General features: G+C 70.3%; 13 protein-coding genes and 2 tRNA genes. 9 read left to right on the top strand and 6 right to left on the bottom strand.

Going from position 1 to position 15865, the window contains the following annotated elements:
- The first annotated feature begins 21 nt into the window (after positions 1–21).
- Positions 22–1023, top strand: a complete 1002-nt coding sequence (gene ilvC / locus EL338_RS15375) for a ketol-acid reductoisomerase (RefSeq protein ID WP_126336893.1) — start codon at positions 22–24, stop codon at positions 1021–1023.
- A 43-nt stretch (positions 1024–1066) separates the two neighbouring features.
- Here the strand turns inward: ilvC and EL338_RS15370 are convergent, their stop codons facing one another.
- The gene (locus tag EL338_RS15370; protein WP_126334533.1) at positions 1067–2497 is read right to left on the bottom strand and encodes a phytoene desaturase family protein; all 1431 of its coding nucleotides are present in this window, start codon (positions 2495–2497) and stop codon (positions 1067–1069) included.
- A gap of 63 nt (positions 2498–2560) precedes the next feature.
- Here EL338_RS15370 and serA point away from each other — a divergent pair, with 63 nt between their 5' ends.
- The gene (gene serA / locus EL338_RS15365; RefSeq protein ID WP_126334532.1) at positions 2561–4147 is read left to right on the top strand and encodes a phosphoglycerate dehydrogenase; all 1587 of its coding nucleotides are present in this window, start codon (positions 2561–2563) and stop codon (positions 4145–4147) included.
- Between the two features lie 29 nt (positions 4148–4176).
- On the top strand, positions 4177–5187 hold the full coding sequence (locus EL338_RS15360) for a 3-isopropylmalate dehydrogenase (RefSeq protein ID WP_126334531.1): 1011 nt from the start codon (positions 4177–4179) through the stop codon (positions 5185–5187).
- On the opposite strand, the gene EL338_RS15355 is transcribed toward EL338_RS15360, so the two are convergent.
- The 3 genes from EL338_RS15355 to EL338_RS15345 form a co-directional block, all read right to left on the bottom strand.
- The gene (locus EL338_RS15355; RefSeq protein ID WP_126336892.1) at positions 5184–6332 is read right to left on the bottom strand and encodes an MFS transporter; all 1149 of its coding nucleotides are present in this window, start codon (positions 6330–6332) and stop codon (positions 5184–5186) included. The genes EL338_RS15360 and EL338_RS15355 overlap by 4 nt on opposite strands.
- Positions 6333–6375: 43 nt before the next feature.
- The gene (locus tag EL338_RS15350; RefSeq protein WP_126334530.1) at positions 6376–8661 is read right to left on the bottom strand and encodes an esterase-like activity of phytase family protein; all 2286 of its coding nucleotides are present in this window, start codon (positions 8659–8661) and stop codon (positions 6376–6378) included.
- A 126-nt stretch (positions 8662–8787) separates the two neighbouring features.
- A complete protein-coding gene (locus EL338_RS15345; RefSeq protein ID WP_126334529.1) occupies positions 8788–9996 on the bottom strand; it encodes an oxygenase MpaB family protein in 1209 nt (402 codons plus the stop codon).
- Positions 9997–10058: 62 nt separating this feature from the next.
- Between EL338_RS15345 and EL338_RS15340 the strand changes: the two genes are divergently transcribed.
- From EL338_RS15340 to EL338_RS15320, 5 genes are all read left to right on the top strand, one after another.
- Complete coding sequence (locus tag EL338_RS15340) at positions 10059–10685, top strand: TetR/AcrR family transcriptional regulator (protein WP_126334528.1); 627 nt, start codon at positions 10059–10061, stop codon at positions 10683–10685.
- Between the two features lie 22 nt (positions 10686–10707).
- The gene (locus EL338_RS15335; protein WP_126334527.1) at positions 10708–11484 is read left to right on the top strand and encodes a fumarylacetoacetate hydrolase family protein; all 777 of its coding nucleotides are present in this window, start codon (positions 10708–10710) and stop codon (positions 11482–11484) included.
- The gene (gltX, locus tag EL338_RS15330; RefSeq protein ID WP_126334526.1) at positions 11484–12950 is read left to right on the top strand and encodes a glutamate--tRNA ligase; all 1467 of its coding nucleotides are present in this window, start codon (positions 11484–11486) and stop codon (positions 12948–12950) included. Before EL338_RS15335 ends, gltX begins: the two co-directional genes overlap by 1 nt.
- A 129-nt stretch (positions 12951–13079) precedes the next feature.
- Positions 13080–13151 (top strand) — tRNA-Gln (locus EL338_RS15325).
- Between the two features lie 72 nt (positions 13152–13223).
- Positions 13224–13299 (top strand) — tRNA-Glu (locus tag EL338_RS15320).
- A gap of 54 nt (positions 13300–13353) precedes the next feature.
- Here the strand turns inward: EL338_RS15320 and EL338_RS15315 are convergent.
- Positions 13354–13851, bottom strand: a complete 498-nt coding sequence (locus tag EL338_RS15315) for a PPOX class F420-dependent oxidoreductase (RefSeq protein WP_126334525.1) — start codon at positions 13849–13851, stop codon at positions 13354–13356.
- A gap of 109 nt (positions 13852–13960) precedes the next feature.
- Here EL338_RS15315 and EL338_RS15310 point away from each other — a divergent pair, with 109 nt between their 5' ends.
- Positions 13961–15142: an APC family permease gene (locus EL338_RS15310; protein ID WP_126336891.1), complete on the top strand. Its 1182-nt coding sequence runs from the start codon at positions 13961–13963 to the stop codon at positions 15140–15142.
- On the opposite strand, the gene EL338_RS15305 is transcribed toward EL338_RS15310, so the two are convergent.
- Positions 15139–15840 carry an IclR family transcriptional regulator gene (locus tag EL338_RS15305; RefSeq protein WP_126334524.1) on the bottom strand — a complete coding sequence of 234 codons (702 nt, stop codon included), beginning with the start codon at positions 15838–15840 and terminating at the stop codon, positions 15139–15141. The two genes, EL338_RS15310 and EL338_RS15305, sit on opposite strands and share 4 nt — an antisense overlap.
- Between the last annotated feature and the right edge of the window lie 25 nt (positions 15841–15865).

Here is a 15865-nt window from a genome sequence, read left to right as displayed (position 1 = left end):
GCAGCACAAACAAGCGTTGAGATGTTCTATGACGACGACGCGGACCTGTCGATCATCCAGGGCCGCAAGGTCGGCGTCATCGGCTACGGCAGCCAGGGCCACGCCCATTCGCTGTCGCTGCGGGACTCGGGCGTGCAGGTGAAGGTCGGCCTCAAGGAGGGCTCCAAGTCCCGCGAGAAGGTCACCGAGCAGGGCCTCGAGGTCGACACCCCGGCCGAGGTGGCCAAGTGGGCCGACGTGATCATGCTGCTGGCGCCCGACACCGCGCAGGCTGAGATCTTCAAGAACGACATCGAGCCCAACCTGGAGGACGGCAACGCGCTGCTCTTCGGCCACGGCCTCAACATCCACTTCGGCCTGATCAAGCCGCCGGCCAACGTCACCATCGGCATGGTCGCCCCCAAGGGCCCCGGCCACCTGGTGCGTCGCCAGTTCGTCGACGGCAAGGGTGTGCCCGCGCTGATCGCCGTGCACCAGGACCCCAAGGGTGAGGGGCAGGCGCTGATGCTGTCCTACGCCAAGGGCATTGGTGGCACCCGCGCCGGCGTCATCAAGACCGACTTCAAGGAAGAGACCGAGACCGACCTGTTCGGCGAGCAGGCCGTGCTCTGCGGCGGCACCGAGGAACTGGTCAAGGCGGGCTTCGACATCATGGTCGAGGCGGGTTACGCGCCCGAGATGGCCTACTTCGAGGTCCTGCACGAGCTCAAGCTGATCGTCGACCTGATGTACGAGGGCGGCATCGCCCGGATGAACTACTCGATCTCCGACACCGCGGAGTTCGGTGGCTACCTGTCCGGCCCGCGCGTCATCGACGAGGGCACCAAGGACCGGATGCGCGCCATCCTGAAGGACATCCAGGACGGCACCTTCGTCAAGCGCCTGGTGGCCAACGTCGAGGGCGGCAACAAGGAGCTCGAGGCCCTGCGCAAGGAGAACGCCGAGCACCCCGTGGAGGTCACCGGCAAGAAGCTGCGCGACCTGATGAGCTGGGTGGATCGGCCGATCACCGAAACCGCCTGACACACCTGACTTCGGCGTGATCTCCCACACACAGCGTGGGAGATCACGCCGAACTCGTCAGTGGGGGCAGGTCCAGGCCGAACTCGCGGCGCAGCACGGTGCGGGCCGCGTAATAGCCCGCCATCCCGTGCACACCGCTGCCGGGCGGCACGGCCGAGGAACACAGGTAAGCCCGGGGGATCGGCGTCGACCAGGGGTTCCAGCGCAACGCCGGGCCCGTGGCCACGCTGAACAGGTTGGCCCCGCCCACCCCGATGTCGCCGCCGATCAGGTTGGCGTTGTGCTGCGACAGGCGCGCGGCGGGCACGCTGCGCACCCCGACCACCAGGTCCCGGAATCCGGGCGCGAAGCGCTCGAAGATCTCCGTCACGGTCTCGGCCTGATCGACCGGCGAACCGGCGGGCACGTGGACGTAGGTCCACAGCGGCCGGCGGCCCTGCGCGTCGATGCGGCCCGGGTCCGCCAGGTGCGGTAGCGCGGCCAGGATCATCGGCCAATCGGCGTGCCGGCCCTCGGCGACATCGCGTTCGGCGCGCGCCATCATCGCCCGCTCGCCACCCATGTGCAGCGTCGGGGCGTCGGCCAAACGCGAATCACGCCAACCAATCTCGCCGCTGAGCACGAAGTCGACCTTGGCCACGCCCGGCCCGTACCGGTAGCGCCGCAGCGTGCGGGCGTACCGGGCGGGCATCCGGTCGCCGTAGATGTCGAGCAGTGCGGTGGGTGCGGTGTCGTAGATCACCACGCCGGGCGGCGGGGCGGTGACCTCCTCGCCGAGCACCAGTTCGCCGCCGTGGGCGCGCATGTCGGCCAGCAGCGCATCGGGGATGGCCTGCGAGCCGCCGACCGGGATCGGCCAGCCCACCGCGTGGGCCAGGCTGGCCAGCATCAGGCCGGCACCGGCGGAAACCATCGAGGGCATCCGCGAAATGGCGTGTGCCGCAACACCACTGAACAGCGCGCGGGCGTCCTCGCCGGCCAGCGTGTTCCAGGCCGGGCTGCCCTGGACCAGCAGTCGGGGCGCCATCTTCAGCGCCGCGGTGATGCTCGGCGGGATCGACCTCTTGTCGCCGAGCACGAGTGCCACCACGTTCTCGGAGTCCTCGACCAGCGGGCCCAGCAGCCGCCGCCACGAGGCCCCGTCGTCGAGTTCGGCGCAGGTGCGGTCGAGGTCGCGATAGCCGACGGCGGCCGGGTGGCCCGGCATCGGGTTGGCGTAGGACACCTCGGGGGTGGCCAGCGACACCCGGCCGGGCAGGTCGAACTCGGCGAAGAACGGCGAGGCCAGCGCCAGCGGGTGCACCGCCGAGCAGATGTCGTGCGAGACCCCCGGGAACTCCGGGTCGGCCAGGGTGCGGGCGCCGCCGCCCGCCGTCGGCTGGGCCTCGATGACCCGCACCGAAAGCCCGGCTCGCGCGCAGATCACCGCCGCGGCCAGCCCGTTGGGACCGCTTCCGACGACCGTGACGTCCATATCGACTCCTGGCTGGGCGCTCCTGCCCTCGCCTCCGAAATTACCGCCCATTAGGCTGTCCGGGTGAGTTTGCCCGTTGTACTTATTGCCGACAAGCTGGCCGCATCCACCGTGGAAGCCCTGGGGGACCAGGTCGAAATCCGCTGGGTGGACGGTCCGGACCGTGAGAAGCTGCTGGCCGCCGTGCCGGAGGCCGACGCCCTGCTGGTGCGTTCGGCGACCACGGTGGACGAGGAGGTGCTGGCCGCGGCGCCCCGGCTCAAGATCGTCGCCCGCGCCGGCGTCGGCCTGGACAACGTCGACGTCGACGCCGCCACGGCGCGCGGCGTCCTGGTGGTCAACGCCCCGACGTCCAACATCCACAGCGCCGCCGAGCACGCGCTGGCGCTGATGCTGTCCGCCGCGCGGCAGATCCCGGCCGCCGACGCCACGCTGCGAGAGCGCACCTGGAAGCGCTCGTCGTTCTCCGGCACCGAGATCTTCGGCAAGACCGTCGGCGTGGTGGGCCTGGGCCGCATCGGGCAGCTGGTGGCCCAGCGGCTGGCGGCGTTCGGAACCGAGATCATCGCGTATGACCCGTACGTGCCGCCCGCCCGGGCCGCGCAGCTGGGCATCGAGATGATGCCGCTGGACGACCTGCTGGCCCGCGCAGACTTCATCTCGGTGCACTTGCCCAAGACCCCGGAGACCGCCGGCCTGATCGGCACCGAGGCGCTGACCAAGGTCAAGCCCGGCGTGGTCATCGTCAACGCCGCCCGCGGCGGCCTGATCGATGAACAGGCCCTGGCCGACGCGATCAACGCCGGCCGGGTGCGCGCGGCCGGGCTGGACGTGTTCGCCACCGAGCCGTGCACCGACAGCCCGCTGTTCGACCTGCCGCAGGTGGTCGTCACCCCGCACCTGGGCGCCTCGACCGAGGAGGCCCAGGACCGCGCCGGTACCGATGTCGCGGCCAGCGTGCAGTTGGCGCTGGCCGGCGAGTTCGTGCCCGACGCGGTCAACGTCGCCGGCGGCCCGGTCGGCGAAGAGGTCGCCCCCTGGCTGGAGCTGGTGCGCAAGCTGGGCGTGCTGGTCGGCACCCTGGCCGCCGAGCCGGTGGTCAACCTGACCGTCGCGGTGCGCGGCGAGCTGGCCTCGGAAGATGTTGGCATTCTGCAGCTTTCAGCGCTGCGCGGGCTGTTCTCCACGGTCCTCGACGACCCGGTGACCTTCGTCAACGCGCCGGCGCTGGCCGAGGTGCGCGGGGTCACCACCGATCTGGTGACCGCCACCGAGAGCCCGAATCACCGCAGCGTCGTCGACGTCCGCACGGTGCACGCCGACGGCTCGGCGGTCAACGTGTCCGGCACCCTGTCCGGCCCGCAGCAGGTCGAGAAGATCGTCCAGATCAACGGCCGCAACTTCGATCTGCGCGCCGAGGGCGAGAACCTGCTCATCAACTACAGCGATCAGCCCGGCGCGCTGGGCAAGATCGGCACGCTGCTCGGCGAGGCCGGCGTCAACATCGAGGCCGCCCAGCTCAGCCAAGATTCCGATGGCGTGGGCGCCACGATCATGTTGCGGATCGACCGCGACGTGCCCGAGGACGTCCGCACCGCGATCGCGTCCGCGGTGGAGGCGACGACGCTGGAAGTGGTCGACCTGTCATGACCTGGGTCCGCAAACAAGGGGTGGCGTAAATGAAGTTGGCAATCATCGCCGGTGACGGCATCGGCCCGGAGGTCATCGCCGAGGCGACCAAGGTGCTCGACGCCGTCCTGCCGGGCGTGGAGAAGGTCGACTACGACCTCGGGGCGCGGCGTTATCACGCCACCGGGGAGCTGTTGACCGAGGCCACCATCGAGGAACTGCGCGAGCACGACGCGATCCTGCTCGGCGCCATCGGCGATCCGTCGGTGCCCAGCGGGGTGCTCGAGCGGGGCCTGCTGCTCAAGCTGCGCTTCGCGCTCGACCACCACGTGAACCTGCGCCCGTCGCGGCTGTATCCCGGTGTGAGCAGCCCGCTGTCGGGTGCCCCGGAGATCGACTTCGTGGTGGTGCGCGAGGGCACCGAGGGGCCCTACACCGGCAACGGCGGCGCCCTGCGGGTCGGCACGCCGCACGAGGTGGCCACCGAGGTCAGCGTCAACACCGCGTTCGGCGTGCAGCGCGTGGTGCGCGAGGCGTTCGCGCGGGCCGCCGGGCGGCGCAAGCACGTGACGCTGGTGCACAAGACCAACGTGTTGGCCTTCGCCGGCAGCCTGTGGGCGCGGGTGGTCGACGAGGTCGCCCGCGAGTACCCCGACGTCGAGGTCGCCTATCAGCACATCGACGCCGCCACCATCCACCTGGTGACCGATCCGGGCTGCTTCGATGTGATCGTCACCGACAACCTGTTCGGCGACATCATCACCGACCTCGCGGCCGCGGTGTGCGGCGGAATCGGGTTGGCCGCCAGCGGCAACATCGATGCCACCGGCGCCAATCCGTCGATGTTCGAACCCGTGCACGGCAGCGCGCCGGACATCGCCGGCCAGGGCATCGCCGATCCGACCGCCGCGGTGATGTCGGTGGCGTTGCTGCTGGCGCACATCGGCGAGGAGGGTGCCGCCGAGCGCGTCGACAAGGCCGTCGAGCAGCATCTGGCCACCCGCGGCGACGAGAGGCTGTCCACCGCGCAGGTCGGCGAGCGGATCCGGGCCCGGCTCTAACGCAGCGGGTCCTCGTCGACCGGCACCAAAGGCATTGCCAGCAGCGGGAACAGCGCGCACACGGCGAAGGCCACCGGGAAGCCGGCGACCCCGATCAGTGCGCCGAAGGCGGGCGGCACCACCCCGGTGGTGAACAACTGCGCGGTGTTCTGCATCCCGAGGGCGCGTCCACTCCAGAACGGCCCGGCGATCTCGGCGATCGCCGTGAACGCCAGGCCGTTGTCGGAGACCGTCACGGTCGAGGCCACCATCATGATCGCGATGGCCCACGACGAGCCCAGGTGATCGGTCAGGGCGAGCAGTCCCATCGACACCCCGGCCGCGAACGCGATGATGCGGACCGGGCCCAGCCGCGAGCCGACGATGTCCGACCAGCGGCCGGCGGCGATTCGCCCTGCGGCGCCGAGGATCTGGGCGACGGTCACGATGGCGCCCGCCGAGGCTGCCGACCATCCGCGGTCGGCCATCAGCCACACCAGGGTGAAGGTCCACACCAGCGACTGCGGGATGACCAGTAGCACCGAGACGACGTGGATCCGCCACAGCGTGGACGATCCCCGGTAGGGGTTCGCGAGTTCGGTGTGGTGCGCCTCGGCGCGCGGCGGGCGCGGGGGATCGAGCACCCCGACGGCGGTGATCACCGCGGCCAGCGCGCACACCCCGGCCGGGAACAGCAACGCCGCCGAAACCCCGCGGGACTCGGCGAGCTGGGGAATCACCAAGGCGCCCAACGCCACCCCGAGCGGTTGGGCGGTCTGCCGGATGCCCATGACCAGCCCGCGCTGATGCGGCGGGAACCAGCCCACCACCACCCGCGCGCTGGCGGTGTTGCTGCTGGCCGCCGCCATGCCGCCGAGGAACAGGAACACCGCGACCGCGGGCAGCGAATCGACTGACGCGGCCCCCAGGGCGGCGGCCGCGGTCAGCGCCGAACCGGCGGCCAGCACGAACCGCTCGCCGATGCGGTCCACCACGTAGCCCCACGCCAGCAGCGTCACCACCATCCCGAAGCTGGGCATCGCGACCATCAGGCCGGCCTGGGCGAAGTCCAGCCCGCGTTCGCTGTGCAGCGTCGGGATCAGGAAGGCGGTGCCATTGATGAAGACGTTGGCGAACAGCGTCGCGGCCAACGCGATCACCAGCATCGACCAACGGCGCCTCGTGCTGATATCGCCGTCGGTCACCCGGCTATGGTGCCATCATCTCCAGGAACACCGTCTCGCCGGAGGCGTCATCGAGGCCGTCGTTGTCGGTGACCACGTACAGCTTCCCGTTGCCGGCCACGGCGGCGCCCTCGACCTTCTCCTGCACCCAGCCGTTGGTGGCGCGCAGATCCGGCAGCAGGTCGCGCGCCAAGGTCTTGGTCAGCACCTGCGGTTGCTCGTCGGCGCCGGTGACCCCGGCGTCGGTGGGGATCGCCACGGAGTAGAGCGCCTTCACGCGGGCGTCCGGGCCATTGAGCTTGTCGCGCTCGACGAGCAGCAGGGCGCCGTCGTGCACGACGATCTCGGACAGGCCGATCCAGTCGTCCGGATGCTCGGTGGTCTCCAGTTGGTAGCCATACCACTGCCATTCACTGGTCTCGGCGGTGTACTTGCCGATCCGGGCGATGCCCGCCGGGTCGGTGGACAGTTCGCGCTGCAGCGCGACCCAGACGGTGTCGCCGTCGACCGCGACCCCTTCGAGGCCCTGGCTGCCCAACGCGTCGGCGATGTCGGCCGGCAGCGCGATCCGCTCGCTGATCGCACCGTCGGCGGCCACCCGCACCAGTTCGTTGTCCGCGCCCTCGGAGCCCTCCACGGCCAGGTAGAACCCGCCGTCGGGGTGCGCGGCCAGCCCCTCGATGTCCAGGGTGACGGGCTCGCCGTCGTCGGTGATGACAATCTCGCGGTCGATCAGCGCCGGCGTCACCGAAACGTCCACGCCGAGCACCCGTGCGGGCCCGTAGGCGTCGTCGGTCGCGGTGAAGAGCCGGTTCTCGTCCGACGGGTCGGCGCTCAGCGCGCCGAGCGCGCCCCAGCCGATCGGCACGCCGTCGACGGCACCGGAGACGATCGACGGGAACGGGGGCACCCCGCCGTCGGCCTCGAACTGTTCGCCGTAGCCGTAAACGGTGACGGCGGCGCGGATTCGGGCCTCGGCGTCGTCGGCCTCGGAGGCGATGACGAACAGGTCGCGCTGGGGGACCGGCAGCAGCCCTTCGGGGCCGTTGGTGGCCGGCAGGACCTGGCGGAACACCGGCTCGGTGACGTCGCTGATGTCGTAGACCGCGACGAAGTTGCTGCGCTCGGAGCCCACCAGCGCCACCGGGCGCCCGTCGATCTCGGTGACCGCGAGGCCCTCGGGCTCCGGGCCCTTGGCCTCGGCGCGGCTCTCGATGTGCAGCCCGGTCAGCACGGCCAGTTCGGAGAACGAGCTACCCGCGTCCCAGACCACCTCGCCGGTGGTGGTGTCGAACACGGTCCAGCCGCGGGTGCCGCCCTTCCAGTCGCCCTCGTTGGCGGTCGCGACGTGGGTGTCGTCGGCCCAGGCGATCGCGTCCGGTTCCCGCGGGGTGTCGGTGATGGAGCCGGTCTGGTCGATGGTGCCGTCCTCGGCGGTGTCGATGCCCTCGACCGACTGGGTGCCGGCGGAGAAGATCGAGCGGACCTCACCGGTCGGGCCGTCGATGACGGCGATGCCGTTGTTCTCCTGCAGGGTCACCGCGATCTGGCCGCGCGAGTTGACGGCGACGTACTCGGGTTCGAGGTCCGCTGGCGTGTCCAGGCCGGCCGCGCGGGCAGCCTCGACGTCGAATTCGACCTTGCGGGCCGACCAGTCCTGCGGTGCGCCGTCGAGGTCGACGATGGTGACGAATCCTGTTGGCGGCTGGGGCAGGTCGCCCTCGTCGCCCCCGTCCGGGGTGAACTCCTCGTCGCGCTGGTTCTCGACGGCGATCGCGGCGAACGACCCGTCGGGGCTGACCGCGATCGAATCCGGTTGTCCGCCAAGGTCGATGCTGTGCACGCGGCTGCGATCGGCGATGCGCACCACGTCGATGCGACCCGACGGGTTGGCGAAATCCCCGCCGGTGGTGTCGACGACGACGATGAGGTGCTCGCCGGCCACGGCCACCGAGGTGGGCTGATCGTCGGCGTTGCCGAGTTCGGCCAGCGACAGGGTGCCCCGGCCCGCTGGGTTGGCCGGATCGGTGATGTCGACGAATCCCACCCGCTTGGCGGTGGCGTCGGTGTAGATGACGGTGTTGCCGTCCTCGGTGACCGCCGAGATCTCCGCGACGGTCTCGGTCTCGGCGGGTTCGGCGGGCGGACGGTTGAGGTAGACGGGGTAGGTGGCCAGCCGGTGATAGCGCTCGGCGGCCGGCAGGTTCCAGTCGATGGGCGAGGTGGCGAGGGGGGCTGCCGGTCGCGGGTCCGGTTCCGGTTCCGGTTCACCGGAGGAACAGGCGGCCGCCACGAGCGCCACCGCGCTCATCGCTGCCAGGGTCGGTCCCACCTTCGCTCTTGCCACGTTGCAGCCTCCAAGTTGTCGCGCGTCAGCGCCGCTGAGCGTGGCGGGCCCAGATGAGCGGTTCGGGTACCGCAGGTGAACGGCAGGTGGCTATCCCGTCGCGGCGAGCTGATCGTGGCGGCCGTAGCTGCGGTCGCCGCCGGTCTCCATCAGTCCGCGCGACACCAGTCCCTTGCGGGCCCGCTGCCCCAATTCCTCACTGAGCCAGGTCATTCCGGGCAGCAGGCGGCGATATTCCAAGGCCCGGTTGAGCGCCGAGGTCGCCAGCACCGCGGCCTGCAATCCCTTGTTGTCGACCAAGCCGAGGCGGTCGGCGTTGGTCTTGCCCAGGATCAGTCGGCTGTAGGACGACAGGTACGCGCGTCCCAGTTCGGTCGCCCAGCCCTCGTCGCGGTCGGCGTGCAGCGCCTGGGCCAGCAGGAAGGAGTCCTCGTCCGGTTCGAACTCGGTGTCGGCCTCGAGCCAGAACAGCCGCCAGGTGTCGGCCTCCGAGGTGGGGACCAGTTCGGGGTGCACGCCCATCAGTAGTCCCACGTAGCGCCAGAAGTGGAACACCGCGTCGCGCTCGCGATCGGAGAACCGCATCCCCATGGCCTGGCAGCCGGCGAGGTTGGCCAGCGAGAACAGCATCAGCGTGCCCGCCAGTTGCACCTGGTTGACCGGGGCGTCCCAGTTGTCGTAGTCCCAGTCCTCGCGCCGATTCATCGCCGCGCGCACCAGGGCGTGCATCAGTCGCACGCGCAGCGTGCCGGTGAAGCCGTCGGCGAAGCGGTCCAGCCCGCCCGGCGAGGTCACGTCGATGTACCAGGTGGCGGTCTCGTTGAGCCGCCGCGGCGCCATCCGCTGCAGATCGCCGGTGCCCACTAGGGGCTTGTCGGCCTTGGATGCCAGATACCCGCCGGTGAGCGCCAAGCCGGGCAGCGCCAGGCCGATGCCGACGACGCCGGTGCGCATGGTGACCCGCGCGGCCAACTCCAGCTTGTCGTGGTCGAGCCAGTACGGCTGGTCGTCGACGGAGGCGAAGAAGGCCACCAGCTCCTCGGGCGGATCCGGCACCGCGTCGACGCCCTGCTCGACGGCGGTCTCGAACATCGCCCGGCCCTGCCCGGTGGGCAGGCGCTGGATCATCGCGACGAGGTCGTCGGCCAGCGGATCGCCGAGGTCGGCGAAGCGGCGGAACGACTCGCGTTGCGGGGCCGTCGCGCGCACGTCCTGGCCGGGCAGCAGGCGCATGAACAGGCTGAACGGGAATACCGTCAGCGCCGGTGGATTCGGCAACTTCTCGGGAGTGGGGCCCATGTGGTGACAGTCTTCACCAGAATGGGGGGTCGGTCAAGGTAGTGGGTGCGACAATCGAGGTCATGTCGACGCGGGCGCGCACCTACGGCGGCGCCACCTCCGGGGAGCGCCGCTCGAAGCGGCGGGCCGCCCTGATGGACGCGGCGCTCGGGTTGGTGGGCGAGGTCGGCGTCGGCGGGATCACCGTCCGCGGGGTGTGCTCGGCCGCCCGGCTCAACGACCGGTACTTCTACGAAAGCTTCCGCACCACAGACGAATTGCTGTTGGCGCTGTTCGACGAGCAGATTGCGCTGGCCTCGACGGTCATGCTGGCCGCGATCGCGCAGAATCCGCCGGACCCGATGGTGCGGGCGCGCGCCGCGATCGGGACCGGTCTGCGGCATCTGACCGCGGACCCCCGGCGCGGGCCGCTGCTCATCGGCTCGCAGGCCACCGAGGGTCTGCGCGCCCGGCGGCGCGACCTGATCAAGTCGTTGGCGCAGATCATGGCCGAGCAGGGCCGCGCGCTGCTGGCCGGCCAGCAGGCCCTGGACCCCGACCTGGACCTGGCGGCGCTGACGCTGGTCGCCGGGGGCTTCGACCTCGTCACCGGCTGGCTGCAGGGCGAGCCCGACATCACCCGCGAGCACCTGGAGAACTTCCTGGTGGCGATGGTCACCGCGCCCCGGGTCAGCGGCACGCCCGACTGAGTCCCCCGACTAGGCTGGACCAATGCGCCTAGGTCGAATCGCCAGCCCAGACGGCGTCGCCTTCGTCAGTATCGAAGGGGATGCCGGCCAGGAAACCTGCCAGGAAATTGCCGAACATCCGTTCGGCACACCGACGTTCACCGGCCGGGCCTGGCCGCTGGCCGACGTCCGGCTGCTGGCCCCCATCCTGGCCAGCAAGGTGATCTGCATGGGCAAGAACTACGCCGCCCACGCCGCGGAGATGGGTGGTGTGGCCCCGGACGATCCGGTGATCTTCCTCAAGCCCAACACCGCCATCGTCGGCCCCGGCGTGCCCATCCAGCTGCCCGCCGGCGCCAACCCGGTGCACCACGAGGGCGAACTCGCCGCGGTCATCGGCCGGCCCTGCAAGGACGTGCCCGCGGCGCGGGCGGCCGAGAACATCCTGGGCTACACCATTGCCAACGACGTGTCCGCGCGCGATCAGCAGAAGCACGACGGGCAGTGGACCCGGGCCAAGGGGCACGACACGTTCTGCCCGGTGGGCCCGTGGATCGTCACCGATCTGGACCCGTCGGACCTGGAGTTGCGCACCGAGGTCAACGGCCAGGTGCGCCAGCAGTCCAGCACCGCGCTGATGATCCACGACATCGGCGCCATCATCGAGTGGGTCTCGTCGGTGATGACCCTGCTGCCCGGTGACCTCATCCTGACCGGCACCCCCGAGGGGGTCGGTCCGCTCGAGGACGGCGACACCGTCAGCGTCACGGTCTCGGGCATCGGCACCCTGACCAATCCCGTTGTGCGCAAAGGAAAGTGATGTCGACCAATTCTGCTGTCCGGGTTCGGTTCTGTCCGTCGCCGACGGGTACCCCGCACGTCGGGCTGATCCGCACCGCGCTGTTCAACTGGGCCTACGCCCGCCACACCGGCGGCGCGTTCGTGTTCCGCATCGAGGACACCGACGCCGCCCGCGACAGCGAGGAGAGCTACCTGGCGCTGCTGGACGCGCTGCGGTGGCTGGGCCTGGACTGGGACGAGGGCCCCGAGGTCGGCGGGCCGTACGGGCCCTACCGGCAGTCGCAGCGCCGGGAGATCTACCTCGATGTGATCGAGCGCCTGCTGGCGGCGGGGGAGGCCTACGAGGCGTACTCCACCGCCGAGGAGGTCGAGGCGCGCCACGTCGCCGCCGGCCGCAATCCCAAGCTGGGCTACGACAACTTCGACCGCGACCTCACCGCGGAACAGCGCGAGAGCTTCCGCGCGCAGGGCCGCAAACCCGTTGTCCGGCTGCGGATGCCCGATACCGACCTGAGCTGGCATGACCTGGTGCGCGGCGAAACCACCTACCCGGCCGGGTCGGTGCCCGACTTCGCGCTGACGCGCGGCAGCGGAGATCCGTTGTACACGTTGGTCAATCCCGTCGACGACGCCCTGATGAAGATCACCCACGTGCTGCGCGGCGAGGACCTGCTGCCGTCGACACCGCGGCAGTTGGCGCTGTACGCGGCGCTGATCCGGATCGGGGTCGCCGAGGCCACCCCGCAGTTCGCGCATCTGCCGCCGGTGCTCGGCGAGGGCAACAAGAAACTATCCAAGCGCGATCCGCAGTCCAACCTGTTCCTGCACCGCGATCGCGGGTTCATCCCGGAGGGTCTGCTCAATTACCTTGCCCTGTTGGGCTGGTCGATCGCCGACGATCGCGACATCTTCACCATCGAGGAGATGATCGCCGCGTTCGACGTCGTCGACGTCAACTCCAACCCCGCCCGGTTCGACCAGAAGAAGGCCGACGCGCTCAACGCCGAACACCTCCGCCTGCTCGACGCCGCCGACTTCACCGCGCGACTACGGGCCTACTTCGAGGCCCACGGCCACGACACCGGGCTCGACGACGCCGGCTTCGCCGAGGCAGCCGCGTTGGTCCAGACCCGGGTCGTGGTGCTCGGCGACGCCTGGGGCCTGCTGAAGTTCTTCGGCGACGGCTCCTACGAGATCGACCCCAAGGCGGCCGGCAAGGAACTCGGCGCCGCTGCCGCACCGGTGCTCGACGCCGCGGTGGCCGCGCTGGAGGCGCTCGGGCAGTGGAGCACCGAGGGCATCGAGACCGCGCTGAAGACCAGCCTGATCGACGGCCTGGAGCTCAAACCGCGTAAGGCCTTCGGACCGGTGCGGGTGGCCATCACCGGGTCCCTGGTGAGCCCGCCGCTGTTCGAATCGATGCAACTGCTGGGCCGTGACCGCAGCTTGGCGCGGTTGCGGGCGGCGCGCGCCGGGCTCCAGTGAGGCCGGTGGTAATTGCACCCGAGAATCTTTGATAGTCTGCTCGTCGGCCCATGACGGCTGGTGCGGAGGCGTCCGAGGACGGTGTGAAGTCGTCGAAAGATACTTCTACCAGCGGAAATAGGTCGAAATTGGGGTATGGTGTAATTGGCAACACAGCTGATTCTGGTTCAGCCATTCTAGGTTCGAGTCCTGGTACCCCAGCTGAAGCGAAGCGATTCTTCAGGATTAGGTCAGCCGCACAGGTTCGGCTATGCTGACCCTCCGGAAGTTCTAGCCCCCGTCGTCTAGCGGCCTAGGACGCCGCCCTCTCACGGCGGTAGCGTGGGTTCGAATCCCATCGGGGGTACCAATACATCGGCCGGCCCATCTGGGCCGGCCGATTTGGTCTCCGGGCCTCGTGGCTTCAGCCCTGCGGCGCGGTCGACCCGGACAACGGCATCGCGGGCATTCCGAGCTTGCGGTGATCCCAGGACCGCGTGCGCGTGGTGACCAACCGCACAGCGACCCGCTTGTTCATCATCATGTCGACGGCGGGCCGCATCTCCTCGGTGTAGGGCCCGGTGTAGCGCTCCCACACGCTGATCCCCACTCGCAGAATGGTGTCCGGGTCGTCGGTGATCTCGACGGTCCCCTCGAACGACACCCCGCGCAGGCTGTCGTAGGTGTCGCCGGCCTCGATCATGAAAGTGAACCGCGGATCGCGCCGCAGGTTCACCGCCTTCTGCGACTTGATCTTGGTCTCCAACCAGATCTCGCCGTCGACGATCCCGTACCACATGGCCACCAGGTGCGGTTGTCCGTCGGGGCCGACGGTGGCCAGCGTCCCGGTGCGACTGGTGGCGACGAACTCGGTGATCTCGTCGTCAGACATGACGATCTGTGCGCGTTGATTGGTTCCCATCGCGTCAGTGTGTCAGGTCGCCGCGCTGCATAGGGCCCAGCGGCGAAGTAGGGTCAACCGCGTGGGCCCAGTTGGCTTGCCGCGCAGGCTAGGACTCGTCGACGCCGTCATGGTCGGGCTGGGCGCAATGCTGGGGGCGGGCATCTTCGCCGCCCTGGCCCCCGCGGCCGGGGCCGCGGGCCCGGCGTTGCTGATCGGGTTGGTCCTCGCGGCGGCCATCGCCTACTGCAACGCCATCTCCTCGGCGCGCCTTGCGATCCGGTACCCGGTCTCCGGCGGCGCCTACATCTACGGCCGACGACGGCTCGGTGACTTCTGGGGCTACCTGGCGGGCTGGGGCTTCGTCGTCGGCAAGATCGCCTCGTGTGCGGCCATCGCGCTGACGGTGGGCCATTACGCATGGCCGGCCGCGCCGCAGGCCGTTGCGGTGGCGGCCGTGATTGTCGTCACGGTGATCAACTACCTGGGCGTGCAGAAGTCGGCATTGGTGACCCGGGTCATCGTCGGCGTCGTGCTGACGGTGCTCGGCGCTGTCGCGGTGACGGTGTTCACGTCGGGGCACAGCGCGGAACCGGCGGCGGCCGCAACGCCCGCGTCGGTGCCGGGCGTGCTGCAGTCGGCGGCGCTGTTGTTCTTCGCCTTCGCCGGGTACGCCCGTATCGCCACCCTGGGCGAGGAGGTGCGCGAGCCCACCCGGGTCATCCCACGGGCGATCCTGATCGCCCTGTCGGTGGCGGTGCTCTGCTACGGCGTCGTCGCCGTGGCGGTGCTGAGCGTGCTTGGCCCGCAACGGTTGGCGGCCTCGGCGGCCCCGCTGGTGGCGGCGGTCGAGGCGGCCGGCGCGCCGGCGCTGATGCCGGTGGTGGCGGCGACGGCGGTGATCGCCGCGGTCGGTTCGCTGTTGGCGCTGCTGCTCGGGGTTTCGCGCACCGTCTTGGCCATGGCGCGGGACCGGTATCTGCCAACGTCGTTGGCCGCGGTGCATCCTCGGTTCGGCGTGCCGCACCGCGCCGAACTCGCGGTGGGCGCGGTGGTCGCCGTGCTGGCGGCGACGGTCGACCTGCGGGCCGCCATCGGATTCTCGTCGTTCGGGGTGCTGGTCTACTACGCGATCGCCAATGCCGCGGCGTTCACGCTGCGCGGCAGCGGCGGCCGGGCGGCCGGGGTGATCCCGGTGGTCGGGATGTCGGGCTGTCTGGCACTGGCATTCGCGCTTCCGCTCACCGCCGTGCTGGCCGGCGTGTTCGTCCTGGCCGTGGGGGCCGGGGGGTACGCGCTGCGCCGACGTTAGAGCCGGCGGGTCACCGCGTCGGCCGCCGCGAGCAGGTCGGTGGCCCACCGGACGCCGGGGCGCCGGCCCATCCGGTCGATGGGGCCGGACACCGAAATCGCCGCTATCACCGCACCCTTGGCGTCGCGCACCGGAGCCGACACGCTGGCCACCCCGGGTTCGCGTTCGGCGGCGCTCTGCGCCCAACCGCGCTTACGCACCTCGGCCAGGGCGCGGTCGGTGAACTTGGCCTCCGAGAGCACGGCCTGTTGGGTGTCCGCATCGCTGTAGGCCAGCAGCACCTTGGCGCCCGACCCGGCGGTCATCGGCATCCGCGCCCCGACCGGGACCGTGTCGCGCAGGCCCGAGGGCGGTTCCAGGGCGGCGACGCAGATCCGTGAGGTGCCCTCGCGGCGGTACAACTGCACGCTCTCGCCGGTGATCTCGCGCAGTTCGGGCAGTACCGCCGCACTGGCGGCCAGCAGCGGATCGTTGACGTGGGCGGCGAGTTCGGTCAGCGCGGGACCCAGCCGCCACCGGCCCTCGCCGTCGCGCGCGAGCAATCGGTGCGTCTCCAGGCCCGCGGCCAGGCGGTGGGCGGTGGCCCGGGGGAGTCCGGTGCGTTCACACAGCTCGGCGAGGCCGCACGGGGAATCCGCGATGGAATGAAGCACGCCGACGGCTTTGTCCAGAACGCCAATGCCGCTATCCTGTCTCACAGAGAGATACTAACGTCCCGCATGC

The organism is Mycolicibacterium chitae (assembly GCF_900637205.1).
Lineage (GTDB): Bacteria > Actinomycetota > Actinomycetes > Mycobacteriales > Mycobacteriaceae > Mycobacterium > Mycobacterium chitae.
This window is presented reverse-complemented; position numbering and strand designations above follow the sequence as displayed.

Excerpts from the sequence above, each read along its gene's own strand:
- ilvC (WP_126336893.1), top strand. The coding sequence starts at position 22 with ATGTTCTATGACGACGACGCGGACCTGTCGATCATCCAGGGCCGCAAG.
- EL338_RS15370 (WP_126334533.1), bottom strand. The coding sequence starts at position 2,497 with ATGGACGTCACGGTCGTCGGAAGCGGTCCCAACGGGCTGGCCGCGGCG.
- EL338_RS15360 (WP_126334531.1), top strand. The coding sequence starts at position 4,177 with ATGAAGTTGGCAATCATCGCCGGTGACGGCATCGGCCCGGAGGTCATC.
- EL338_RS15355 (WP_126336892.1), bottom strand. The coding sequence starts at position 6,332 with ATGCTGGTGATCGCGTTGGCCGCGACGCTGTTCGCCAACGTCTTCATC.
- EL338_RS15350 (WP_126334530.1), bottom strand. The coding sequence starts at position 8,661 with ATGAGCGCGGTGGCGCTCGTGGCGGCCGCCTGTTCCTCCGGTGAACCG.
- EL338_RS15345 (WP_126334529.1), bottom strand. The coding sequence starts at position 9,996 with ATGGGCCCCACTCCCGAGAAGTTGCCGAATCCACCGGCGCTGACGGTA.
- EL338_RS15340 (WP_126334528.1), top strand. The coding sequence starts at position 10,059 with ATGTCGACGCGGGCGCGCACCTACGGCGGCGCCACCTCCGGGGAGCGC.
- EL338_RS15335 (WP_126334527.1), top strand. The coding sequence starts at position 10,708 with ATGCGCCTAGGTCGAATCGCCAGCCCAGACGGCGTCGCCTTCGTCAGT.
- gltX (WP_126334526.1), top strand. The coding sequence starts at position 11,484 with ATGTCGACCAATTCTGCTGTCCGGGTTCGGTTCTGTCCGTCGCCGACG.
- EL338_RS15315 (WP_126334525.1), bottom strand. The coding sequence starts at position 13,851 with ATGGGAACCAATCAACGCGCACAGATCGTCATGTCTGACGACGAGATC.
- EL338_RS15310 (WP_126336891.1), top strand. The coding sequence starts at position 13,961 with ATGGTCGGGCTGGGCGCAATGCTGGGGGCGGGCATCTTCGCCGCCCTG.